Raw genomic sequence first — 25,288 nt, forward strand, 5'->3', positions numbered from 1 at the left:
CCGTCATGACGAACCTCACGAGCCGCAGAGGGCTGCTCTTCGGAGCCGCCGCCGTGTCCGCCGGTGCCGTCCTCACCGGGTGCACGAGCAACGAACCCGACGACGGCGGCGACAAGGCCGCGGACACCCAGCCGGCCGCCGACGACAAGCCGGGCAAGCAGGTCACCATCGGCTACGCCGGCCCGCTGGCCGACCACGGCTGGCTCAACGCCGTCAACGACCAGGCCGAGAAGCGTGCCGAGAAGTACTCCGACGTCACCATGGAGGTGACGGAGGGTTCCAACGACACCGCCCAGCAGATCGGCCAGATCGAGACCCTCATCAACAAGAAGGTCGACGTCCTGGTCATCCTGCCCGCCGACGGCAAGGCGCTGACCCAGGTCGGACTCAAGGCGATGCGCGCCGGGATACCGGTCGTCAACCTCGACCGCATCTTCAACAGCCCGCAGGCCTACCGTTGCTGGATCGGCGGCGACAACTACGGCATGGGCCTCAACGCGGCCCACTACATCGGCGAGAAGCTCAAGGACAAGCAGAACGCCAAGGTCATCGAGCTGGCCGGCCTCGACAACCTGGAGCTGACCCAGCAGCGCACCAAGGGCTTCGACGACGGCCTGAAGAACTACCCGAACATCCAGAAGGTGGCCCGCCAGGCCGCCGAGTTCACCGTCGAGTCGGGACAGGCCAAGATGGCGCAGCTGCTCCAGGCCCAGTCCCAGTTCGACGCCCTGTGGAACCACGACGACGACCAGGGCGTGGGCGCGCTGCGCGCCATCGAGCAGGCCGGGCGCGACGACTTCCTGATGGTCGGCGGCGCGGGCGCGCTCTCCGCCTTCCAGGCCATCAAGGCGGACAGCGGCGTGCTGAAGGCGACCGTGCTGTACCCGCCGACCATGGCCGCCTCCGCCATCGACCTCGCCCGTGCGCTCGGCCAGGGCAAGGGGGTCAGCGGCCTCGCCGAGTTCGAGATCCCGTCGACCGTCACCTGCTACTCGGCCGTTGTCGACAAGGAGAACGTCGACCAGTACATGTCCACGGGCTTCAAGTGAGGGCCGCCGCCCCGGACCGGCCCGACCAGCCGGCCGGGGCGGGGTCCACCCCCCACCGCGCCACGACGACGAGGAGGACATCCGCATGGGACAGCCGCAGCAGCCCGAGGGGGCCGGGGAGCACGAATCCGCCGCCGGGAGCGGGGCCGGCAACGGAACCGGGACCGGAGCGACGGGGGCGTCCGCGACCAGACCGCCGCTGCGCGTCGGCATGGTCGGCTACGCCTTCATGGGCGCCGCACACTCCCAGGGCTGGCGCACCGCCGGCCGCGTCTTCGACCTGCCGCTGAACCCGGTGCAGGCGGCCATCTGCGGCCGGGACCCCGACGCCGTCCGCACGGCTGCCGACCGGCACGGCTGGGAGAGCACCGAGACCGACTGGCGGACCCTGGTGGAACGGGACGACATCGACCTCGTCGACATCTGCACCCCCGGCGACAGCCACGCCGAGATCGCGCTGGCCGCGCTCGCCGCCGGCAAGCACGTGCTGTGCGAGAAGCCGCTGGCCAACACGGTCGCGGAGGCGGAGGCGATGACCCGGGCCGCCGAGGAGGCCGGCGCCCGCGGCCAACTGGCCATGGCCGGCTTCAACTACCGCCGGGTGCCCGCCACCGCGCTGGCCCGGCGGATGGTGGCCGAGGGCCGCGTCGGGCGGCTGCGGCACGTGCGGGTGACGTACCTCCAGGACTGGCTGGTCGACCCCAAGGCGCCGCTGACCTGGCGGCTGCGCAAGGAACTGGCCGGCTCGGGAGCCCTCGGCGACCTGGGCGCCCACATCGTCGACCTCGCGCAGTACCTGACGGGGGAGCGGATCGCGGGCGTCTCCGCCCTCACCGAGACCTTCGTACGGGAACGCCCGCTGCCCGAGGGCGCCGCCCGGGGCCTGTCGGCGGGCTCCGCCGACGGCAGCACCGGACAGGTCACCGTGGACGACGCCGCCGTGTTCACCGGCCGCCTCACCTCCGGCGCCCTGGTCTCCTTCGAGGCCACCCGCTACGCCACCGGCCGCAAGAACGCCCTGCGCATCGAACTCAACGGTGAGCGCGGGTCGCTCGCCTTCGACCTGGAGCGGCTCAACGAGCTGGAGTACCACGACGGTACGGAACCGGGGGAGCACGCCGGTTTCCGCCGCATCCTCGTCACCGAACCCGAGCACCCCTACCTGGACGCCTGGTGGCCGCCGGGCCACGGCCTCGGCTACGAGCACACCTTCGTCCACCAGGCGCGCGACCTCGTCCACGCCGTCGCCGAGGGCCGCCGGCCCGAACCGTCCTTCGCCGACGGGCTGCAGGTGCAGCGCGTGCTGGCGGCGGTCGAGGAGAGCGCCGAGAAGAACTCCGTCTACACCCCGATCGTGGTCTGAACAGGAGCGTCCCGTGCCACGCAATTTCACTCTCTTCACCGGCCAGTGGGCGGACCTGCCGCTGGAGGAGGTCTGCCGGCTCGCCCGCGACTTCGGTTACGACGGTCTGGAACTCGCCTGCTGGGGCGACCACTTCGAGGTCGACAAGGCGCTGGCCGACCCGACCTACGTGGACTCGCGCCACCAGCTGCTCGACAAGTACGGGCTGAAGTGCTGGGCGATCTCCAACCACCTGGTCGGCCAGGCCGTCTGCGACGCCATCATCGACGAACGCCACGAGGCCATCCTGCCCGCCCGCATCTGGGGCGACGGCGACGCCGAGGGCGTACGGCAGCGGGCAGCGGCCGAGATCAAGGACACCGCGCGGGCCGCCGCACGCTTCGGCGTCGACACCGTCATCGGCTTCACCGGATCGGCGATCTGGCACCTGGTCGCCATGTTCCCGCCCGCCCCGGAGTCCATGATCGAACGGGGCTACCAGGACTTCGCCGACCGCTGGAACCCCATCCTCGACGTCTTCGACGCCGAGGGCGTGCGGTTCGCCCACGAGGTCCACCCCAGCGAGATCGCCTACGACTACTGGACGACCCAGCGGGCGCTGGAGGCGGTGGACCACCGACCGGCCTTCGGTCTCAACTTCGACCCCTCGCACTTCGTGTGGCAGGACCTCGACCCGGTCGGCTTCCTGTGGGACTTCCGCGACCGGATCTACCACGTCGACTGCAAGGAGGCCCGCAGGCGCCTCGACGGCCGCAACGGGCGGCTCGGCTCCCACCTGCCGTGGGGCGACCCGCGCCGCGGCTGGGACTTCGTGTCGGCCGGCCACGGCGACGTCCCCTGGGAGGACGTCTTCCGGATGCTGCGCTCCATCGACTACCAGGGCCCCGTCTCCGTGGAGTGGGAGGACGCCGGCATGGACCGCCTCCAGGGCGCCCCCGAGGCCCTCACCCGGCTCAAGGCATTCGACTTCGAGCCGCCGACCGCGTCCTTCGACGCCGCGTTCAACAGCTGATCCGCACGCCCGGCAGCAGGTCGGGACGGGGACCGGAGGCCGGAAGCGCCCCTGCCGGTTCCCGGTCCGGCCTGCCCGGATGCCGCTTTGTCCTGCGATGAGATGAAGTTCAACTATTTCCGGTCCCGGGACTGTTGACCCAGGACGAACGCGGCTACCGTCGCTGAAGTGTTCAGGACACTCACGCCTCCGGGGTGACGGCGCACCCCGGCGCCCGCACCGCACGTCTCCTCTCGCACGTACCGCACGTCTTCGCACCATCCCGTACGGCCCATCCCGTTCCCGGAGGGACTTCGTGCACAGAAGCAGACCCAAAGGCACCCGCACCACGAGGCGTCCCGCGTTCCGCACCGCGCTCGCCCTGGTCACCGGCCTGATGCTGGCCGTGGGCACCCCGGCGACCGTCGCCGGAGCCCAGCCGGCGGCCGACGAGCCCGCCGCCGAGGGGCAGTTCCAGCAGGTACCGCTCGCCAAGGGCGAGCCCGAGATGGGCGAGCCGATGTCGCTCGCCGTCCTCCCGGACCGCAGCGTCCTGCACACCTCGCGCGACGGCACCCTGCGCATCACCGACCAGGGCGGCGTCACCAAGGTCGCCGGCAAGCTCGACGTCTACAGCCACGACGAGGAGGGCCTGCAGGGCGTCGGCGTCGACCCGGACTTCGAGACCAACCGGGCGATCTACCTCTACTACGCCCCGCCGCTCGACACCCCCGCGGGCGACGCCCCCGAGACCGGCACCGCCGAGGACTTCAAGAAGTTCGACGGCGTCAACCGCCTCTCCCGCTTCGTCCTCAACCCCAACGGCACGCTGGACATGGCCAGCGAGAAGAAGGTCCTGGACGTCGCGGCCTCCCGCGGCACCTGCTGCCACGTCGGCGGCGACATCGACTTCGACGCCGAGGGCAACCTCTACCTGTCCACCGGCGACGACACCAACCCCTTCGCCTCCGACGGCTACACGCCGATCGACGAGCGGGAGAACCGCAACCCGGCCTTCGACGCCCGCCGCAGCTCCGGCAACACCAACGACCTGCGCGGCAAGATCCTGCGCATCAAGGTCGCCGAGGACGGCTCGTACACCATCCCGGACGGCAACCTCTTCGCCCCCGGCACCGAGAAGACCCGCCCCGAGATCTACGCGATGGGCTTCCGCAACCCGTTCCGCATGAGCGTCGACGACAAGACCGGCACGATCTACGTCGGCGACTACGGTCCCGACGCCGGCTCCGCCGACCCGAACCGCGGGCCGGCCGGACAGGTCGAGTTCGCCAAGGTCACCGAGCCCGCCAACTTCGGCTGGCCGTTCTGCACCGGCGCCAACGACGCCTACGTCGACTACGACTTCGCCACCGGCACCTCCGGCGAGAAGTTCGACTGCGCCGCCCCGAAGAACACCTCGCGGCACAACACCGGCCTGGTCGACCTGCCGCCCGCCCAGCCCGCCTGGATCCCGTACGACGGCGGCAGCGTCCCCGAGTTCGGCAGCGGCTCCGAGTCCCCGATGGCCGGCCCGGTCTACCGCTACGACCCCGAGCTGGACTCCTCGGTGAAGTTCCCGGAGGAGTTCGACGGCGACTTCTTCGCGGGCGAGTTCGGCCGCCGCTGGATCAAGCGGATCGAGCAGAATGCCGACGGTACGGTCGCGAAGATCAACGACTTCCCGTGGACCGGCACCCAGATCATGGACATGGAGTTCGGCCCCGACGGCGCGCTCTACGTCCTCGACTACGGCGTCTCCTGGTTCCAGGGCGACGAGAACTCCGCGCTGTACCGGATTGAGAACGCCGAGGACGGCTTCTCACCGATCGCCGAGGTCAGTGCCGACAAGACGTCCGGCGCGGCCGGCCTGAAGGTCAAGTTCACCGCCTCGGCCAAGGACGCCGACTCCCCGGACCTCACCTACAGCTGGGACTTCGGCGACGGCACCAAGGGCGAGGGCCTGACCCCCACCCACAAGTACAAGAAGGCCGGCACCTACACCGCGACCTTCACCGCCGAGGACCCCGAGGGCAACACCGGCAACGCCAGCGTCCGCGTCGTCGTCGGCAACACCGAGCCCAAGGTGAAGATCGAGGTCCCGGGCAACGGCACCCTGCTGCCCATGGGGGAGCCCATCCCCTTCAAGGTGAAGGTCACCGACCCCGAGGAGACGGTCGACTGCTCCAAGGTCAAGGTCGCCTACAGCCTCGGCCACGACTCCCACGCCCACGAGCTGACCAGCGAGACGGGCTGTGAGGGCACCCTCAACCCGCCGCCCGGCGACGGCGGCCACGACCCCAACGCCAACATCTACGGCGTCGTCGGCGCGAGCTACACCGACGGCGGGGCAGGCGGCCAGGAGGCCCTGACCGGCACCGCGCGCACCGTGATCCAGCCCCCGCACCGCCAGGCCGAGCACTTCACCACCCAGTCCGGCATCAAGACGTACGACAAGACCGGCGCCAACGGCGGCAAGACCGTCGGCGACATCAACGACGGCGACTGGATCTCCTTCAGCCCCTACAAGTTCGACGGGCAGAAGAAGCTGACCGTCCGCGCCTCCTCCGGCGGCTCCGGCGGCTTCATCGAGCTGCGCACCGGCTCGCCCACCGGCAAATTGCACGGCTCCGCGTACATCCCGCCGACCGGCAGCTGGGAGACGTTCCAGAACGTCGACGTGCCGCTGCGGTCGCTTCCCAAGCGCACCACGGAGATCTACCTGGTCTTCCGCGGCGGCGACGGCGCGCTCTACGACGTGGACGACTTCGAGTTCTCCAAGGAGCCGTTCAAGAAGGGCAAGAAGGTCCTGGTCTTCTCCAAGACGGCCGGCTTCCGCCACGACTCCATCCCGGAGGGGATCGCCGCCCTGAAGGAGCTGGGCGCCCCGGCCGGCATCTCGGTCACCGCGACCGAGGAGGCCCGCCAGTTCACCACGGCCAACCTCGCCAAGTACGACGCGGTCGCCTTCCTGTCCACCACCGGTGACGTGCTCAACGCCGACCAGCAGAAGGCGTTCGAGAACTACGTCAAGAACGGCGGCGGCTACATGGGCATCCACGCCGCCGCCGACACCGAGTACGACTGGGAGTTCTACGGCGGCCTGGTCGGCGCCTACTTCGACTCGCACCCGGCCATCCAGAAGGCCACCGTCCGCGTCCACGACCACGACCACCCGTCCACCGCGCACCTCGGCGACACCTGGGAGCGCACCGACGAGTGGTACAACTACCGCACCAACCCGCGTGAGCAGGCCAAGGTCCTCGCCACCCTCGACGAGACCACCTACGACGGCGGGAACATGAAGGGCGACCACCCGATCGCCTGGTGCCAGAGCTACGGCGGCGGCCGTTCCTTCTACACCGGTATGGGCCACACCAAGGAGTCCTACGCCGACGACGCCTTCCGCGCCCACCTGCTCGGCGGCATGCAGTACGCCACCGGCCAGGTCAAGGCCGACTGCAAGCCGGCCAAGGGCTACCGGGACATCTTCAACGGCGAGACCCTGGACGGCTGGAAGCAGGCCGGCCCCGGCCAGTTCACCGTCAAGGACGGCACCATGCAGTCCGAGGGCGGCATGGGCCTGCTCTGGTACCAGGCCAAGGAGCTGGAGTCGTACTCCCTCAAGCTCGACTGGAAGATGCGGGGCGACGACAACTCCGGGATCTTCGTGGGCTTCCCGGCCTCCGACGACCCCTGGTCCGCGGTGAACAAGGGCTACGAGATCCAGATCGACGCCACCGACGCGCCCGACCGCACCACGGGCTCCGTCTACTCGTTCAAGTCGGCGAACATCAAGGCCCGTGACCAGGTCCTGCGGCCGCCCGGCCAGTGGAACTCCTACGAGATCAGGGTCCGCGGCGAACGCCTCCAGGTGTTCCTCAACGGAGTCAAGATCAACGACTTCACCAACAAGGACCCCGAGCGGAGCCTGACCGACGGCTATATCGGCCTGCAGAACCACGGCGCCGACGACCAGGTCTCCTTCCGCAACATCCAGCTGAAGGAACTGCCCTCCTAGGGCTGCCCGCCCCTCCGGGGGCAACCGGAACGGCGGCGGGCGGAGGACGCCGGACCTCCGCCCGCCGTCCCGCCGGAGCCACCGCGCCCGGCATCCCCCTCTTCCGGCGCTCGCACCAGGTTCGCGTACGACAAGGAGGCTGCCCATGTCCGCCGAACCGTTCCTGCCCGTCCCCTCCACGGCCCCCCGCTTCGGCGTCTGGCTCATCGGCGCGCGTGGCTCCGTGGCCACGACCGCGATCGCGGGCTGCGCCGCCGTCGCCGCCGGGCTCCACCCGCCGGCCGGCATGGTCACCGAGACCCCCGACTTCGCCGGGTGCGGTCTGCCATCGTTGTCGTCCCTCGTCTTCGGCGGTCACGACACCCTCGACTGCCCCCTGCCCAAGCGTGCCGAGCACCTCGCCGCCGGCGGCGTCCTGCCGCACGGGCTGCCCTCCGCCGTGCACGCCGAACTCGTCGCCGCCGACCGCGAGATCAGGCCCGGCGGCCCTGTGCCCGGCGACCTGGACGGCGGGCCCGCCCGCACCGACGACGACTGGATCGACGTGTTCGCGGCCGACATCCGCGACTTCGTCCGCCGTCACCAGCTCGCGGGCGCCGTCGTGGTGAACGTCGCCTCCACCGAGCCGGCACCCACCGACGGCTTGCTGCCGCCCAGCTCCCTCTACGCGGCGGCCGCCCTGCGCGCCGACTGCCCCTACGTCAACTTCACCCCTTCCACGGGCCTGCACCACCCGGCGCTGGCCCCGCTCGCCGAGGCCTCGGGCCTGCCGTACGCGGGCCGCGACGGCAAGACCGGGCAGACCCTGCTGCGCTCGGTGCTGGGCCCGATGTTCGCGCAGCGGGCGCTGGCGGTCCGGGCCTGGTCGGGCACGAACCTGCTGGGCGGCGGCGACGGTGCCGCCCTCGCCGACCCGGCGGCGGCCGCCGCGAAGAACGCCGGCAAGGAACGCGTCCTCTCCGACACCCTCGGTGCCGTGCCCGAGGGCGAGGTCCACATCGACGACGTGCCCTCGCTCGGCGACTGGAAGACCGCCTGGGACCACATCGCCTTCGACGGCTTCCTCGGCGCCCGCATGTTCCTGCAGACCACCTGGCAGGGCTGCGACTCGGCGCTCGCCGCCCCGCTCGTCCTCGACCTGGCCCGGCTGACCGCCCGCGCCCGGGAGCGGGGCCTGTCCGGTCCGCTGGGCGAACTGGGCTTCTACTTCAAGGACCCGGTCGGTGACGGCCCCGCGTCACTGGCCGAGCAGTACACCGAGCTGAAACGCTTCGCCGCGAGACTGCGGGACGGCGCGGACGTGCGGGAAGACGACGCCGGCGTCCAGGGGGACGGCTCGGACGTCCGGGGGGACGACGGAGGCCGGGGCGCGGCCGGGGCCTTGGGCGCCGCCGGGATCGACGCGTACCGTGGCGCGCCCGGGGCTGGCGCCCCCCGCGATGGCGCGCCTCGCGACGGCGCGTCCGGGGACGGTGGGGCCTTGGGCGCCGCTGAGACCGAGGCGTACCGGGACGTGCGCGGGGACGGCGCGCCCGGGGACGGCAGGGCCGGGGCTGGCGCGCCCCGCGACGACGCGTCCGAGGACGGCGCGCTCCGCGACGGCGCGTCCGGGGACCTTGGGGCCGGGGACGGCGTGCCCCGCGACGGCGCGTCCGGGGACGGTGGGGCCGGGGGCCGGACGGCCGGAAATCCGGGGGTGGACGCGGGGGCCGGCGGGCCCCGGACGGGCGCCGACGAGCGCGGTGAGCAGCGATGAGCCGCACGGCAGCCGCGGCGCGGGCCGGGGCCGCGGCGGACCCCTCCGCTCCGGGGCAGGGCCCGACGCCCGGCGCCGTCGCCCCGGCGTCCTCCTCCGGCGCCGTGTCGCGCGCTTCCCGCCACCGCCCGGGACACGGCGGCGCCGGCGCCTGGGCCGAGCTGCTCCGTCTGCCCGCCCTGTTCACCGTCCCCGGCGACGCCCTGGCCGGCGCGGCGGCGGCCGGCGCCCGGCCGGGACCCCGAACCCTGCTCGCCATCGGCTCCTCCCTGTGCCTGTACGAGGCCGGCATGGCCCTGAACGACTGGGCGGACCGCGCCGAGGACGCCGTGGAACGCCCGCACCGCCCCCTGCCGTCCGGCCGCATCCGCCCGGCGGCCGCCCTCGCGGCGGCCGGCGCCCTCACCGGCGCCGGACTGGCGCTGGCCGCCGGTGCCGGACGCCCCGCCCTCGCGGTGGCCGCGCCCCTGGCGGCGACCGTCTGGGCCTACGACCTCGCCCTGAAGCACACTCCCGCCGGACCGGCGGCCATGGCCGCCGCCCGTGGACTGGACCTGCTCCTCGGCGCCGCCGCCACCGGAGGCGGCACCCGTGCAGCCCTGCCCTCCGCCGCGCTGCTCGGCAGCCACACCCTCGCGGTCACGGCCGTGTCCCGGCGGGAGACGACCGGCGGTTCGGTCCTGGCCCCGCTCGCGGCCCTCGCGACGACGGGGACGCTGACCCGCCTGGTCACCGACGGCCGCATTCGACTCCCGGCAGGCCGGCGGGCAGCAGCCGCCCCCGGCCTGCCGGGCTCCACCCCGGCCGCCCGGCCGTCCCGGACCACCGGCGCCCTCACCACCGCACTGGCCGCCGCCTACGCCGCCACCGCCGCCCGCCCCTACTTCCACGCCACCCTCAACCCCTCGCCCCCACTCACCCAACGCGCCGTCGGCGGCGGCATCCGGGCCACCGTCCCGCTCCAGGCCGCACTCGCCGCCCGCTCCGGCGCGCCCGTCACCTCCCTGCTGGTCGCCGCCCTGGCCCCGGCGGGCCGGATGTTCGCGCGGAGGGCCGGCATGAGGAAGGTGAGCATCACGTGAGCACGCACCCCGCTCAAGGACCGCAGGGGCGGACGGCGCCCGGCCCGCGAACACACCGGGACGGGGCCGGGGACTCCACGCGCTCCCTCCGCTTCGGCTACGGCACCAACGGACTCGCCGACCTCCGTCTCGACGACGCCCTCGCCCTCCTCGCCGAGCTCGGCTACGACGGTGTCGGCCTGACCCTCGACCACATGCACCTCGACCCGCTCGCTCCCGACCTGGCCGCCCGCACCCGGCGGGTCGCGCACCGGCTGACGGAACTCGGACTCGGGGTCACCGTGGAGACCGGCGCCCGCTACGTCCTCGACCCGCGCCGCAAGCACGGTCCCTCGCTCCTCGACCCCGACCCCGGGGACCGGGCGCTCCGCACGGACCTGCTGCTGCGGGCCGTGCGCGTCGCCGCCGACCTCGGTGCGCACGCCGTGCACTGCTTCAGCGGCATCACCCCGCCGGGGACGGACGAGGAGACGGCCTGGAAGCGCCTCGCGGAAGCCCTCACTCCAGTACTGGACGCCGCGGCGGCCGCCGGTGTGCCGCTCGCGGTGGAGCCCGAACCGGGGCACCTCCTGGCCGACCTCGACGGCTTCCACCGGCTGCGGCGAACCCTCGGTGACCCCGAGCCCCTCGGCCTCACCCTCGACATCGGCCACTGCCAGTGCCTCGAACCCCTCCCTCCCGCCGACTGCGTACGCGCCGCCGCTCCCTGGCTGCGTCACGTCCAGATCGAGGACATGCGCCGCGGCGTCCACGAACACCTCCCCTTCGGTGACGGCGAGATCGACTTCCCGCCCGTCCTCGAGGCCCTCGCCGCCACCGGCTACCAAGGCCTGACCGTCGTCGAACTTCCCCGCCACTCCCACGCGGGCCCCCACTTCGCCGAACGCTCCCTCCCCTTCCTCCTCCGGGCCGCCGCCCCCGCACCCCGCACGAACCGCTCGGGCGAGCCCGCCGCCACCCACCGAAGGGAGCCACACCCATGACGCAGCCACACGCCACCCACGGCACATCGCGAACCCGGTCCGCCGACGGCCCCCTCGACGAGCGGAACCCCCAGGGCACCGCCCCCGCCCCCATGTCGCCCGCCCACACCCCGCCCGCCGACCTGCGCGCCGCCCTCACCGCCGTACTCGACGGAGCCGCCCGCGCCTGGCTGGACCAGGCCCTGGACGAGGCCGCCGCCCACCCCGGCACCCACGGCCCCATCTCGGTGTGGGAGCTGCGCCTGGCCGAGGCCGGCCGCCGCTGCGGCCCCGCTCACGCGGACGCCGCCCGCGTCCTGGTCCTGCACGCCGCCCGCGCCGGCGCCGACGCCCTGACCCGGGTGTACTACCAGGGCACCGCCGACGAACGCCGCGCCGTCCTGCACGCCCTGCCGCACCTCGTCCCCGGCCCGGACGCCCTCGCGCTCGTCGAGGACGCCCTGCGCACCAACGACACCCGGCTGGTCGCCGCCGCACTCGGCCCGTACGCCGCCCGGCACCTCGACGCCCACCAGTGGCGGCACGCCGTGCTCAAGTGCCTGTTCACCGGCGTCCCCGTCGACCACGTGGCGGACCTCGCCCGACGGGCCGCCGCCGACGCGGAACTCGCCCGCATGCTCGCCGACTACGCCGCCGAACGCACCGCCGCCGGCCGCCCCGTCCCCGAAGACCTCCACCGCGTCCTGGCCCTGACCGAGTCCGAGCCCTCCGCTCCCGGCCCGGTCGACCCCCACGGCAAGGAGTCCTGATGCGCATCTTCGACCCCCACATCCACATGACCTCCCGCACCACCGACGACTACGAGGCCATGCACGCCGCCGGCGTCCGCGCCGTCGTCGAGCCCTCCTTCTGGCTCGGCCAGCCCCGTACCTCCCCCGACTCCTTCCGCGACTACTTCGACGCCCTGCTCGGCTGGGAACCCTTCCGCGCCGCCCAGTACGGCATCGCCCACCACTGCACGATCGCCCTCAACCCCAAGGAGGCGAACGACCCCCGCTGCGCCCCCGTCCTCGACGAACTGCCCCGCTACCTCGTCAAGGACCGCGTCGTGGCCGTCGGTGAGATCGGCTACGACTCCATGACCGCCGCCGAGGACGCCGCCCTGGCCGCCCAGCTCCAGCTCGCCGCCGACCACGGCCTGCCCGCCCTCGTGCACACCCCGCACCGCGACAAGCTCGCCGGCCTGCGCCGCACCCTGGACGCGGTGCGCGAGTCCGCGCTGCCCACGGACCGGGTGCTGGTCGACCACCTCAACGAGACCACCGTGAAGGAGGCGAAGGACAGCGGCGCCTGGCTCGGCTTCTCCGTCTACCCGGACACCAAGATGGACGAGGCCCGCATGGTCGCCCTGCTGCGCGAGTACGGCCCGGAACGGGTCCTGGTGAACTCCGCCGCCGACTGGGGCAAGAGCGACCCGCTCAAGACCCGCAAGGTCGGCGACCTGATGCTCGAAGAGGGCTTCAGCGAGGACGACGTGGACCGTGTGCTGTGGCGCAACCCCGTCGCCTTCTACGGCCTCAGCGGACGCCTGAGCCTGGATGTCACCTCGCAGGACGCCACGCACGAGGGCAACTCCATCCTGCGCGGCGGTGAGTGAGCCATGCGCTTCCGGCACCCGGACGGCTCCACCGTCCACCTCGCCTACTGCACCAACGTCCACCCCGCCGAGACCCTCGACGGCGTCCTCGCCCAGCTCCGCGACCACTGCGAGCCGGTCCGCCGCCGCCTCGGCCGCGACCGCCTCGGCATCGGGCTGTGGCTCGCCAGGGACGCCGCCCACGCCCTGGTCACCGACCCCTCCGCGCTGCGCGGCCTGCGTTCCGAACTCGACCGGCGCGGCCTGGAGGTCGTCACCCTCAACGGCTTCCCCTATGAGGGCTTCGGCGCCGAGGAGGTCAAGTACCGCGTCTACAAGCCGGACTGGGCCGACCCCGAACGCCTTGAGCACACCACCTCCCTGGCCCGTGTCCTCGCCGGACTGCTGCCCGACGACGTCACGGACGGCTCCATCTCCACCCTGCCGCTCGCCTGGCGCACCGCCTACGACGAGACCCGCGCCGACAAGGCCCGCGCCGCGCTGGCCACCCTCGCCGAACGCCTCGACGCCCTCCAGGACCTGACCGGCCGCTCCATCCGCGTCGGCCTGGAACCCGAACCCGGCTGCGTCGTCGAGACCACCCGCGACGCCATCGCCCCGCTGACCGCGATCGCGCACGACCGCATCGGCATCTGCGTCGACACCTGCCACCTCGCCACCTCCTTCGAAGACCCGCACACCGCCCTGGACGCGCTGACCGCGGCCCGCGTCCCCGTCGTCAAGTCCCAGCTCTCCGCCGCCCTGCACGCCGAACACCCCTCCCGTCCCGAAGTGCGCGACGCCCTCGCCGCCTTCGCCGAACCCCGCTTCCTGCACCAGACCCGCACCGTCACCCCGACCGGCCCCGCCGCCACAGCGGCCACGGTGGCCACGGCGGGCCTGCGCGGCACCGACGACCTCGACGAGGCCCTGGCCGACGACGGCCCGCTGCCCGGCACCGCACCCTGGCGCGCCCACTTCCACGTCCCCCTGCACGCGGCGCCCGCCGCGCCCCTCACCTCCACACTCCCCGTGCTCAAGGCCGCGCTGACCCGCCTCGTCGGCGGCCCGCACCCGCTCACCCGCCACCTGGAGGTCGAGACCTACACCTGGCAGGCCCTCCCGCCCGAGCTGCGGCCCCGCGCCCGCGCCCAGCTCACCGACGGCATCGCCGCCGAGCTCACCCTCGCCCGCGACCTGCTGACCGACCTCGGCCTGAAGGAACTGCCATGACCTCCACCACCTCCTCCGGCATACCGGCACCCTCCGGGCAACCGACCCCCCTCCTCGTCCTGGACGTCGTCGGCCTCACTCCCCGTCTCCTCGACCACATGCCCCACCTCAAGGCGCTCGGCCAGTCCGGCTCCCGGGCCCCGCTCGGCACCGTCCTGCCCGCCGTGACCTGCGCCGCCCAGTCCACCTTCCTCACCGGCACCCACCCGTCCCAGCACGGCATCGTCGGCAACGGCTGGTACTTCCGCGAACTCGGCGACGTCCTGCTGTGGCGCCAGCACAACGGACTCGTCGCCGGCGACAAACTCTGGGACGCCGCCCGCCGCGCCCACCCCGGCTACACCGTCGCCAACATCTGCTGGTGGTACGCCATGGGCGCCGACACCGACATCACCGTCACCCCCCGCCCCGTCTACTACGCCGACGGCCGCAAGGAACCCGACTGCTACACCCGCCCCCCTGCCCTGCACGACGAACTCACGGAAAAACTCGGCACCTTCCCCCTCTTCCACTTCTGGGGCCCCGGCGCCGACCTGGTCTCCAGCCAGTGGATCATCGACGCCACCCGCCACATCATGGCGACCCGCCACCCCGACCTGACACTCTGCTACCTCCCTCACCTCGACTACGACCTGCAGCGCTACGGCCCCGACGACCCCCGCTCCCTGAAGGCGGCGGCCGACCTGGACGCCGCCCTGGCCCCCCTCCTCGACGACGCCCGCGCCGAGGGACGCACCGTCGTCGCGCTGTCCGAGTACGGCATCACCCCCGTCAGCCGGCCCGTGGACATCAACCGCGCCCTGCGCCGCGCCGGACTGCTCGAGGTGCACACCCAGGACGGCATGGAGTACCTCGACCCGATGGCCTCCCGCGCCTTCGCGGTCGCCGACCACCAGATCGCCCACGTGTACGTCCGGCGCCCCGAGGACCTGGAGGCCACCCGGGCCGCCCTCGACGGACTGCCGGGCATCGAGCAGCTCCTCGACGACGAGGGCAAGAAGGCCCACGACCTCGACCACCACCGCGCCGGCGAACTCATCGCCGTCGCGGAGCCCGACGCCTGGTTCACGTACTACTACTGGCTCGACGACGACCACGCGCCCGACTTCGCGCAGCTCGTCGAGATCCACCGCAAACCCGGCTACGACCCGGTCGAGCTGTTCATGGACCCCCTCGACCCCTACGTCAAGGTCAAGGCGGCCACCGCCCTGGCCCGCAAGAAGCTCGGCATGCGCTACCGCATGGCGGTCGTGCCGCTGGACGCCTCACCTATTCGCGGCAGCCACGGCCGCCTCCCAGCGAGCGACGACGAAGGTCCGCTCCTCATCTGCTCCACCCCCCGCGCTGTCGGAGACCGCGTCGCGGCCACCGACGTGAAACAACTCCTGCTCCGGCTGGCCGGACTCGGCTGACGCACCACCCGGCAACCCCGCCGAGATCCGACTACTGAGAGTGAAACACACGGCACTGACAACGGCCCGCTCCAGCCGCATCGGGGCAGGCCACGACCCAGAAGGCAGGCACCCGTGACCCTGTTCTCAGACCCCGCCCGCACCGGCGCCACCGCGGACCCGTCCGCCGACGGCCCGGACGAGGGCCTGCGCCGCAGCCTCGGCGTGGGCCGGCGCCGCTTCCTCAGCACCTGCACCGCCGTCGCCGCCGGCGCGGTCGCGGCACCCGTGTTCGGCGCCGCACCGGCCCTGGCCCACGACCGGGACAGAGACCACGAGCGGGACCACGACCGGGACCGCGACCACGGACACGGACGCGGACACGTCCTCGTCCCGGCGGACAAGCGCGGCATCATCCTCTACACGGTCCGGGACGCGACCGCCCGCGACCCCCTCGCCACCCACCTGCCCTCCGGCTTCCGCGAGGTGTTCAAGCAGCTCTCCCGCCACGGCTACCGCCAGGTGGAATTCGCCGGCTACCGCCAGCACGCCAACGCCCCAGGCGGCGCGAGCCTGGAGTCCGTCGAGGGCGCCAGACTGCTGCGCCGCTGGCTCGACGACTACGGGCTGCGCGCCCAGGGCAACCACGGCTTCATCCCGCCCTCCTGGCCGCTCACCACGGCGGACAAGGACACCTTCAAGAAGCACCTGGAGATCGCCAACATCATCGGCATGGACCACATGGGCACCGGTGGCGACCCCACGGGCAGCTCCTACCGCGCCGACTGGGACGTCGCCGCCGACAAGTGGAACGCACTCGGTGAGATAGCCCGCCGCGAGGGCATCAAGCTCTACACCCACAACCACGACAGCGCCTACGGCTTCCTGCTCGACGGCGGCCCGCTGGACGACCAGGGCCGCCCGACCCGCAGCTCGGGCATCCGCAAGCTCGAGTACTTCCTGAAGGTCACCGACCCCAGGCTGGTCTGGCTGGAGATGGACATCTTCTGGGCGCACGTCGCCCAGTACAAGTTCCACACCTACACCGCCCACGACGGCTCGACCCGGAAGAACGTCTTCGACCCGGCCGGTCTCGTCGCCCGCCACAACAGGCGCTACCCGCTGTTCCACGCCAAGGACGGCGTCGTCAGCACGACCAACGGCATGGGCTACGACATGGTGCCCTTCGGGACCGGCGTCATCGACTACACGACGTTCTTCTCACGCGTCGGACAGCGGAACTACCACAACCCGATGATCGAGGACGACAACTCCCCGAGCGCCACCGACCCGGCGCAGTCACTGCGCGAGGCCAAGATCAGCTACGACAACCTGGCGGCCCTGCGCAGGCGTCGCCGCTGACCCGGAACACGGCCCGGGCGGCCCCTCCCGCGTGCCGGGGAGGGGCCGCCCGGTCCGTGCGAGAAGGCTCCGTCGTCTCATCCCTCACCCAGTGGCCGGGGGTCGGGCGTGACGCGCCTGGCCTTCGGCCGGCCCGGAGGCGGGCTTCGACCTGCAGACCGTGCCGTAGTTCGTGGCTTTGTTTCATGACGGCCACCCCCGCGGGCTTCCGCGCGGCGCGTGCGCGGGTCAGCCGATGCCCTGACGGTCCGGGAGCAGGGCGAAGGCCCGGTCCGCCGGCGTAGGCGCGACCCGCTCGACGGCCTGCCGCAGCAGCTCGCGGTGGCGGCGCAGCGGCTCGCGCCGCTCCGGCGGGGCGAGCCGCAGCAGATCGTCGAGCCCGGCCAGCATCCGCCGCGTCACCTGCGCGTTCCCCACCCCGCACGACCGGACCTCGGTGAACCCGAGGTCCACCAGTTCCGCCCAGCCCGGCACGGGCTGCACCAGCCGGACGGCACCGCGCCGGTCCCGGTGCGCGACGGCGTCCAGCGGCCGGCGGGACAGGGAGGCCAGGATCTGGACGATCCGGTCCAGGGCCTGGACAGCGGTCGTGGGATCGTTGACCGCGCTGGACAGGGCCCGCAGCGCGATGTCGGACAGCTGGCGCAGTCCGAACGCCAGGTCCTGGTGGAAGGTGCGCTCCACTCCCACGCTCAGGGCGTACCGCAGCACCCGGCGCGGGGGCGCCTGCCCGCCGTGCACCGTCAGGACGGGGGTGCCGGGTACCAGGAAGTCACCGATGCGCGGGACGAGCCGCAGCACCACCCCGTGTTTGCGCGCCACCCGCACCAGACGCGCGATGTGCACGTCCCGCAGCACACCGGCCTGCCCGCCGTGGTCGACCCACGCGGTCACCGGCCCGAGAGCGGGCCCCCGCCCGTCCTCCACCGGCGCGGGCATCAGCGCCGCCACGCGGAAGGACTCCGCCGCGATCCGGGCGATCACATGACTGACCCGCATCAGGCGCAGCGTCGCGTTCACGTACATCACGAAGAGCAGCAGGCTCAGCGCGACCATGACGAGCGTGAGTACCGACTGGACCAGCGGGACGGAGGTGGTGGCCCGGGGGTCGGGGGTGCTGTCGTAGCTCGTCAGGACGAGCAGCGTCAGCACGAAGGTGGCGAGGAAGACCGCGAACGTCGCCTTCGTGATCCGGCTGCGCACGAAGAGCCGCACCACCCGCGGAGTGAACTGACCGCTCGCCATCTGCACGGCCACCAGCGAGATGCTGAACACCACACCGATGAACGTCATCATCGCCGAGCCGACCGCGGACACCACCGTCTTCGCGTCGTCCGCGAACCGCAGCAGTTCGGCGACCGTCTCGTAGTCGCCGTCGTCCTGCAGCGACCGGACGAGAGCGGCGTCCAGTTCCTGGGCCACCAGCCACACCACGAAGACACCCACCATGGCGGCGGTGGGCGCGAACCAGAACGTGTCCCGCAGATGCTCCCTGAGCGGCGACAGCGCGCGCGGCCGACGACGCGGAAGCGGGCTCTGGGTAACCGACCAGTCACTCATGGTGTGACCTTAGGCGCAGTGGGGCCGCCGGCCCCGGACCGGCGCTCAGGGGAAGGAAACGCAGGTGAAAGGCACTGCGAAACCTTGGTATGGTTGTCCATGTCGCCGCGGGGGAAAGCCCGCGCAGGCGGCAGACACCTAGTCCGGGTGGCGGAATGGCAGACGCGCTAGCTTGAGGTGCTAGTGCCCTTTATCGGGCGTGGGGGTTCAAGTCCCCCCTCGGACACAGATCAGGTCGAGTGAGATGCCGGCCGGGAGAGATCCCGGCCGGCATCTCGCGTTGTGCGCGCCGTACGGCGCCGTGGGGTGCGGACGACGCAGCCGGTGCCGCGAAAATGCGCTGCGGCGCCCCGCCCCGCTTCCCTAGACTCACCACGACATCGAGATCGAGTGAGGGGAGCCGGGCCGTGCGCATCCGCACCGCTGCCGTCGTTCCCCCGTCCCGGTACGAGGTGATCCTCGTGTCCCGGGCCGTCCGGTGTCCGCAGCGCGGCCGGCACCGGAAGCCCGCGACGAGCATCTGACGAGCGACCGCTCCCGCCGCCGTGCGGCGAGCCCCGTACTCGCTCCGTCCTCCTCCCGGGAATCGCGCCGCCCTGCTCACACACAGCGAAAGGCCACGGGCCGTGCGCACCAACACCAACCCGCTCGCAACCGTCCGCAACCTGGGCATCCTCGCCCACGTCGACGCCGGCAAGACCACCGTCACCGAGCGGATCCTCTACACCACCGGCACCACCTACAAACGCGGCGAGGTCCACGACGGCACCACCGTCACCGACTTCGACCCGCAGGAACGCGACCGCGGCATCACCATCTTCGCCGCGGCCGTCAGCTGCTCCTGGGACGGCCACCGGATCAACCTGATCGACACCCCGGGGCACGTCGACTTCGCCGACGAGGTCGAACGCTCCCTGCGCGTACTGGACGGCGCGGTCGCCGTGTTCGACGCCGTCGCCGGCGTGGAACCGCAGAGCGAGTCCGTGTGGCGGCAGGCCGACCGGCACGGCGTGCCGAGGATCGCGTTCGTCAACAAGATGGACCGCGCGGGCGCCGACCTCGACACCGCCGTCGCCTCGATCCGCGAGCGGCTGCACCCGGTTCCCCTGGTCGTGCAGCTGCCCATCGGCGCCGAGGACGAGTTCACCGGCGTGGTCGACCTGCTGCGCATGCGGGCCCTGGTATGGACGGACGGTGCGGAGACGGCCGAGGAGGGGCCGGTGCCCGACGCCCTGCGCGAAGAGGCGGCCCGCAGGCGGCGACTGCTGGAAGAGGCGGTGGCGGAACGGCACCCGGCCGCGCTGGAGGAGTTCTGCGACCGGGAGACGCTCACCGCGGACACGCTCGCCGGCGCACTGCGCGACCTGACCCGCGAAGGCGACGGGGTGGTGGTGCTGTGCGGCTCGGCCTACCGCAACCGCGGTGTCGAACCGCTGCTGGACGCCGTGATCGCCTACCTGCCGTCCCCGCTGGACGTACCTCCGGTACGAGGCACCCACGACGGCACGGAGCAGGAACGGCCCGCCGACCCGGCGGCACCGATGGCGGCACTGGCGTTCAAGGTGAACGCCACCCCGACGGGGCGGCTGACGTACCTGAGGGTGTACTCGGGCACGATCGAGAAGGGAGACACCGTGCGGGACACGGGCACCGGCCGCACCGAACGCGTCGGCCGCCTCCTGCGGGTACGGGCCGACCGCCACGACCCGCTGGAACGCGCGGTGGCCGGAGACATCGTCGCGGTGATCGGGCTGAAGGCCGCCCGCGCCGGTTCGACCCTGTGCGCGCCGGGTGCCCCGCTCGTCCTGGAACCGCCGGGCGTCGCCGAGCCGGTCGTGCACGTCGCGGTCGAGGCCCGGCGCGCCACCGACACCGACCGGCTGGCCTCGGCGCTGGCGCGGCTGACCGAGGAAGACCCCTCGCTGGCCGTGCGGAGTGACCCGGAGACCGGGCAGACCGTCCTGTCGGGCATGGGTGAACTGCATCTCGAGGTCGCGGTGGAGCGGGTGCGCCGCGAGCACGGCCTCGAGGTCACCGTCGGACGGCCGGGCGTGGCGTACCGCGAGACGGTCGGCGAGGGCGTGACCGGGTTCGTCCACCGGCACGTCAAGCAGGACGGCGGGGCCGGACAGTTCGCGCAAGTCGTCCTCGACGTGGGGCCCCGGGAGGAGGGCGGTTTCGAGTTCCGTTCCACGGTGGTCGGCGGGCGGGTGCCGCAGGAGTTCGTGCGGGCCGTCGAGGCGGGCTGCCGGGACGCGCTGGCCGAGGGGCCCCTCGGCGGGCACCCGGTGACCGGCCTCAGGGTCACGCTCACCGACGGCCAGACCCATGTGAAGGACTCCTCGGACACCGCCTTCCGCACCGCCGGCCGGTTCGGTCTCCGCGACGCCCTGCGCGTCTCGGCGATGGTCCTGCTGGAGCCGGTCGTCGAGGTCACGGTCACCGTGCCCGAGGACGCGGTCGGTGGCGTACTGGGCGACCTCGCCGCCCGCCGCGGCCGGGTCACCGGCTCCGGCACTCGGGGCGGCGCGGCGGTCGTCACGGCCACCGTGCCGCTGGCCGAATTGTTCGGCTACGCGACCCGGCTGCGCAGCCGCACGCAGGGCCGCGGCACCTTCACGGCCCGCCCGACCGGCTACGCGCCGGCGCCGGCCACCGTGCCGGCGCGGTAGCGCGGTAGCGCCTGAGACTGCCCCCGCCCTCGCCGGGCGGGGGCAGCCTCAGGCCGGCGGGGGCAGCCTCAGGCTGATCGGAGGCTCAGGAGCGCATCTGAGGCGGGCCCTCCTCTCACGCACCCCTCACCCGCCCGTCAGAAGCGCCTCCAGCGCCGCGGGCGTAGCGGGATGACGACGCGCCAGCAGAGCCCCCGGCGAACGGTCGCCGCCGACCTGCGCCGCCCACTCCCCGTCGCAGCCGAGCAGTTGCGCCACCGCGTCGCAGGTCGCCGGATGCGCGGCCAGCAACTCGATCCCCGACCGCGCCGCTCCCACCGGGTCCCCGGAGCGCGCCCACCCCTCGGTACAGCCCAGTAGGCCGGACACCGCGTCGCAGGTCGCCGGGTGCGCCAAGAGCAACGCCGCCCCCCGGCGGCCGGCATCGGCCCGCCCGGCCCCGGCAGTGACCGGGGGCGTCCGCCACGGCGGCACCCACGCGTCCAGCGCCTCCAGCCGGCCGGGGAAGATCCGCCCGGCCTCGCGGATCAGTAGCGGGGCGAGCTCCGCGGCGCCGGACCGCAGGGTGGTGATCAGCAGCGGCAGCCACGGCAGCAGCACCCGGTCCGGCAGCCGCCCGAACGCGTTCGACACCGCCTCCACCACCACGTCCGCCAGCCCCGGAACCGGCTCCAGCGCGTGGACGAAGCCGCTGAGGTAGCGCGGATACGAGGGCACCACCAGCGGGTTGTCCAGCAACTCGGCGCACCGGGCCCGCAGCTCGGCCCGCGACAGCGTGCCCAGTTGCACCTGTGCCGCCCACAACAGGGCCGTCTTGGACGGGTCCTCCGGATGCGACTGGGCGACCGCCAGCTCGAGCTGGGCGCGGTCGCACCCCAGCGTCAGGGCGAGGCTCTCCATGCTGAACAGGAAGCCCAGCATCGCCGCGACCTGCCCGACCGCCGCGTCCTCGTCCCGGAACGCCGTCGGCAGCAGCGTGCAGTAGTGCGCGTACCCGGTCTTGACGAACGACTCGATCCACGCCGGCAGTACCGGTTCGCTGGTCCGGTAGTACGCCAGCAGCGTGCGCACCCGGCGCAGTACCTCCGGCGCGCCGTCGACGCTGCGTTCGGTGGCGAGCACCTTCAGCGCGTGGGTGCCGAGCTCGTCGGCGAGGCGGCGGCTGCCCAGGTACAGGGTCGCGTCCTCGACGGCGGCCAGCACGGTCGCCGTCGTCGCCCGCGGCCCGTAGGCGTCGCGCCGCAGCCGCTGCTCCAGGACCTGCTCGATGCTCACGCCCTCGTAGCCGAGCTCGATGAGCGCCCGCTGATGGGTGCCGAGCGCCAGGTCCCAGGACTCCTGGATCGACCGCTCGCCGAGCTTGCGCTCACCCATGATCGGCCGCGCCGTCCCGTGCGGCATCAGGCGCCGCAGCATCCACAGCACGTCGGAACACGCCTCGAGCTCCGGCCGGGACGCCATGTCGAGCAGTGCCCGCTGCACCCCGCGCTGCTGGAGCTTCAGCCCGAGCGGCGCCAGCCGGTCGTGCACGTCACGGGCGAGCGGCGGCAGCGCCTCGTAACCCACCTGGCCGATCCGGTCGCCGCCCATCATGATCTCGACGAGCCGCCGCACGTCCCGCCGCCCGGGCACGACGTCCTTCTCGATGCACGTGACCGCCGCGTCCTGGAAGTCGTACGGCGTCGGCTTGGCCCGGTCACGCATGCCGGCGAGAAGGATCGACGTCTCGAAGACGGCGATGGCGTCGGCGGTGGAGGCGAGGTAGCCGGCCCGCCGCGCGGCGCGCACGATGTCCACGGACCAGCCGAGCAGCTCCGCCTCGTCCAGCGTGTCGATCACGGGTGGCCGCTGGAGGAACCCGGACAGCCGGTCCTCGGCGGCGGAGTCCGGCGCCGGGACGGGCGAGGGCTGCGTCCGCCGGGCCGCCACCGCCTTCTTCGCGGGGCGCTTCTTCGCCCCCGTCTGCCCCGCCAGCCGGTAAGCCTGCACGCGGGTGCGCTTGAGGCTCTTCGCCCACTCCGTCGCCGCGATCGACACCGAGCCCGCGGCGAGGCCGAACTGCGCCTCGATCGCCGCGTGACTCGACGGGATCAGCCCGTACTTCCAGGTGGTGCCGGAGCGCGGCGAGATGGTGAACGTGTCACTGCCGTCCACCCCGAACTCGGCCACCCGGCTGGCCGCGTGGAAGGCCCCGCACACGTACAGCGCGTCCGCCGGATCGGTCCCGGTCGCGCCCATGTGCTCGCGCATCCGCGTCCACATGTACCGCTCGCGGTCCTCGTCCACGCGGACCCGGGCCCCGTCGCCGGGGGCGAGCCGCCGGAAGAGGCTGCCGATGAGGAACATGACCTGGCGGTAGGTGTCGTGATCGGCCGCGCTGTCGCCGAGCGGCACCTCGACGTACTGGTGCCACCACTCCGACCAGTGCCGCACCTTGCCGTGGCGCAGCAGGTGCTCCTCCAGCTCGGCGAAGCGCGGCCGCAGGTCGCCGATCTCGACGCCGACGGCCTCGCCGTGCAGGGCGGCCTCGGGTTCCTCCGGGGCTTCGGGGGTCTCGCCGCCCTCGGCGGCCGTCTCTCCCCTGCTGTCCCACTGGAAGACGTGGTCCGCCGACCGGTCGACGAGGACCAGCTCCACGCCCGGGGTGTCGAGCGCGTACGCGATCGCCTGGTACTCGGCGGACGCCTCGGTGATCGGCGCGACGACCGACAACGGCGCCCACTCCTGGGGGAAGCCGTCGACGTCACCGGCGAACGCCTGCACCGCCACCGGCAGCCGGCAGTTGCGCAGCTCGGTCAGCAGCGGCGCCATGTCCTCGCACAGCTCCAGGTACACGACCTTGGGCTGCTTCTCCCGCAGTCGGCGGGCCATGGCGGTCGCCGAGGCGGGGGAGTGGTGGCAGACGGGGAAGATCTCCAGCGGCTCGCGCACCGCGCGGTCGACGTCGTCGACCAGTCCGAGGAGGATGCCCTCCAGCGCGTCCGGCCCGCCCGCGAAGGCTGCGGCGGCCTCCTGCAACTGCCCGCGCAGCGCCGCGAACGACGTGCTCTCCTGGGGACCGTTCTGCTGGGGACCGTTCTTCTGTGGCCCGCTCTTCTGGGGCCCGCTCATGACAGCGTGGCGATCGCGTCGCGGCCGCCCTCCAGGAACTCGGGCCAGGAGCCGCCCTCCTCCTTGCTGCGCGGCTCGACGACGCCGTGCAGGTACTTGTTGAGGATGGCCAGGTCCTCGGGCTCGCGCCGGGTGAGGGAGCCGACGAGAGACGAGGCGAGCGTACGGGCGGTCAGCGCGCGCTCGCCGAAGAAGTTGCTGTGCAGGACGGCGTCCTCCAGCACGCCGATCTGCTCGGCCGTCGACAGGGCGGACTCCAGCTTCTCGTCGTCGCTGCCGGCCGCGGCGGCGGAGGCGCGCAGGTCGGCGAAGCTCTGCAGCAGCACGTCCAGCAGGGTCGGCGGCACGTCCAGGTCGATGGAGTGCCGTCGCAGCAGCTCCTCCGTGCGGAAGCGGACGATCTCCGCCTCGCTCTTCTTGTTCGTCACGACCGGGATGCGTACGAAGTTGAAACGGCGCTTGAGCGCGGAGGACAGGTCGTTGACGCCCCGGTCGCGGCTGTTGGCCGTGGCGATGATCGAGAAGCCGGGCTTGGCGAAGACGATGTTGTCGTCCCCGCCGCCGCTCTCCAGTTCGGGAACGGAGATGTACTTCTCGGAGAGGATCGAGATCAGCGCGTCCTGGACGTCGCTGGTCGACCGGGTCAGCTCCTCGAACCGCCCGATGGAACCGGCCTCCATCGCGGTCATGATCGGCGAGGGGATCATCGACTCGCGCGACTGCCCCTTGGCGATGACCATGGAGACGTTCCACGAGTACTTGATGTGGTCCTCGGTGGTGCCGGCCGTGCCCTGCACCACCAGCGTGGAGTTGCGGGAGATCGCGGCGGACAGCAGCTCGGCCAGCCAGCTCTTGCCCGTGCCGGGGTCGCCGATGAGCAGCAGGCCGCGGTCGGAGGCGAGGGTGACGATCGACCGCTCCACGAAACTGCGGTCACCGAACCACTTCTGCGAGACCTCCCGGTCCAGGCCGTCGGACCGCTCGGAGCCGAGGATGAACAGCCGGACCATCTTCGGCGACAGACGCCACGAGAACGGCTTGGGGTTGTCGTCGATCGACTCCAGCCAGTCGAGCTCCTCGGCGTACTTGATCTCGGCGGGCGCGCGCAGCAGGTCGGACATGAGGGAAGGGCCTTTCCGTA

At 72.7% G+C, this 25,288-nt stretch carries 15 protein-coding genes, 1 tRNA gene and 1 pseudogene; 14 read left to right on the top strand and 3 right to left on the bottom strand.

Annotated features, from left to right (window positions below; all coding sequences use genetic code 11):
* Nucleotides 1-5 precede the first annotated feature (5 nt).
* The 12 genes and pseudogenes from AMK11_RS26860 to AMK11_RS26915 all read left to right on the top strand — a co-directional run bounded on the left by AMK11_RS26860 (nucleotide 6) and on the right by AMK11_RS26915 (nucleotide 16,804).
* The gene (locus AMK11_RS26860) at nucleotides 6-1,049 is read left to right on the top strand and encodes a substrate-binding domain-containing protein (RefSeq protein WP_073730638.1); all 1,044 of its coding nucleotides are present in this window, start codon (nucleotides 6-8) and stop codon (nucleotides 1,047-1,049) included.
* An 85-nt stretch (nucleotides 1,050-1,134) separates the two neighbouring features.
* Complete coding sequence (locus AMK11_RS26865) at nucleotides 1,135-2,412, top strand: Gfo/Idh/MocA family protein (RefSeq protein WP_073730639.1); 1,278 nt, start codon at nucleotides 1,135-1,137, stop codon at nucleotides 2,410-2,412.
* 13 nt (nucleotides 2,413-2,425) lie between these two features.
* Nucleotides 2,426-3,424 (top strand): sugar phosphate isomerase/epimerase family protein, encoded by a 999-nt coding sequence (locus AMK11_RS26870; protein ID WP_073730640.1) that lies wholly within the window; start codon nucleotides 2,426-2,428, stop codon nucleotides 3,422-3,424.
* A gap of 295 nt (nucleotides 3,425-3,719) precedes the next feature.
* Nucleotides 3,720-7,421: a ThuA domain-containing protein gene (locus AMK11_RS26875; protein WP_073730641.1), complete on the top strand. Its 3,702-nt coding sequence runs from the start codon at nucleotides 3,720-3,722 to the stop codon at nucleotides 7,419-7,421.
* 145 nt (nucleotides 7,422-7,566) lie between these two features.
* A pseudogene (locus AMK11_RS26880) lies at nucleotides 7,567-8,718 on the top strand (inositol-3-phosphate synthase); the annotation flags it as partial.
* Between the two features lie 455 nt (nucleotides 8,719-9,173).
* Nucleotides 9,174-10,259: an SCO3242 family prenyltransferase gene (locus tag AMK11_RS26885; protein WP_073730642.1), complete on the top strand. Its 1,086-nt coding sequence runs from the start codon at nucleotides 9,174-9,176 to the stop codon at nucleotides 10,257-10,259.
* Nucleotides 10,256-11,242 (top strand): sugar phosphate isomerase/epimerase family protein, encoded by a 987-nt coding sequence (locus tag AMK11_RS26890; RefSeq protein WP_073730643.1) that lies wholly within the window; start codon nucleotides 10,256-10,258, stop codon nucleotides 11,240-11,242. Before AMK11_RS26885 ends, AMK11_RS26890 begins: the two co-directional genes overlap by 4 nt.
* Nucleotides 11,239-11,991 (top strand): EboA domain-containing protein, encoded by a 753-nt coding sequence (locus AMK11_RS26895; protein WP_079187713.1) that lies wholly within the window; start codon nucleotides 11,239-11,241, stop codon nucleotides 11,989-11,991. Before AMK11_RS26890 ends, AMK11_RS26895 begins: the two co-directional genes overlap by 4 nt.
* The gene (locus AMK11_RS26900) at nucleotides 11,991-12,839 is read left to right on the top strand and encodes a TatD family hydrolase (protein ID WP_073730644.1); all 849 of its coding nucleotides are present in this window, start codon (nucleotides 11,991-11,993) and stop codon (nucleotides 12,837-12,839) included. Before AMK11_RS26895 ends, AMK11_RS26900 begins: the two co-directional genes overlap by 1 nt.
* Before the next feature lie 3 nt (nucleotides 12,840-12,842).
* The gene (eboE, locus tag AMK11_RS26905; protein ID WP_073730645.1) at nucleotides 12,843-14,051 is read left to right on the top strand and encodes a metabolite traffic protein EboE; all 1,209 of its coding nucleotides are present in this window, start codon (nucleotides 12,843-12,845) and stop codon (nucleotides 14,049-14,051) included.
* Entirely contained in the window at nucleotides 14,048-15,463 is a 1,416-nt protein-coding gene (locus AMK11_RS26910; protein ID WP_073730646.1) for a nucleotide pyrophosphatase/phosphodiesterase family protein, read from the top strand. The genes eboE and AMK11_RS26910 overlap by 4 nt, the downstream gene beginning before the upstream one ends.
* 114 nt (nucleotides 15,464-15,577) lie before the next feature.
* Nucleotides 15,578-16,804, top strand: a complete 1,227-nt coding sequence (locus tag AMK11_RS26915; protein WP_198941469.1) for a sugar phosphate isomerase/epimerase family protein — start codon at nucleotides 15,578-15,580, stop codon at nucleotides 16,802-16,804.
* A 228-nt stretch (nucleotides 16,805-17,032) separates the two neighbouring features.
* On the opposite strand, the gene AMK11_RS26920 is transcribed toward AMK11_RS26915, so the two are convergent.
* Nucleotides 17,033-18,364, bottom strand: a complete 1,332-nt coding sequence (locus AMK11_RS26920) for a DUF2254 domain-containing protein (protein ID WP_073730647.1) — start codon at nucleotides 18,362-18,364, stop codon at nucleotides 17,033-17,035.
* A 141-nt stretch (nucleotides 18,365-18,505) separates the two neighbouring features.
* Between AMK11_RS26920 and AMK11_RS26925 the strand changes: the two genes are divergently transcribed.
* Both AMK11_RS26925 and fusA read left to right on the top strand, forming a co-directional pair.
* A tRNA-Leu gene (locus AMK11_RS26925) sits at nucleotides 18,506-18,590 on the top strand.
* 400 nt (nucleotides 18,591-18,990) lie between these two features.
* Nucleotides 18,991-21,036, top strand: a complete 2,046-nt coding sequence (gene fusA, locus AMK11_RS26930) for an elongation factor G (RefSeq protein WP_073730648.1) — start codon at nucleotides 18,991-18,993, stop codon at nucleotides 21,034-21,036.
* A gap of 126 nt (nucleotides 21,037-21,162) precedes the next feature.
* Here fusA and AMK11_RS26935 read toward each other — a convergent pair whose 3' ends face one another.
* Both AMK11_RS26935 and AMK11_RS26940 read right to left on the bottom strand, forming a co-directional pair.
* A complete protein-coding gene (locus tag AMK11_RS26935) occupies nucleotides 21,163-24,147 on the bottom strand; it encodes a hypothetical protein (protein ID WP_073730649.1) in 2,985 nt (994 codons plus the stop codon).
* A complete protein-coding gene (locus AMK11_RS26940) occupies nucleotides 24,144-25,268 on the bottom strand; it encodes an ATP-binding protein (RefSeq protein ID WP_073730650.1) in 1,125 nt (374 codons plus the stop codon). The genes AMK11_RS26935 and AMK11_RS26940 overlap by 4 nt, the downstream gene beginning before the upstream one ends.
* Nucleotides 25,269-25,288 lie beyond the last annotated feature (20 nt).

It is taken from the genome of Streptomyces sp. CB02414 (genome assembly GCF_001905385.1).
Taxonomy (GTDB): Bacteria; Actinomycetota; Actinomycetes; order Streptomycetales; family Streptomycetaceae; genus Streptomyces.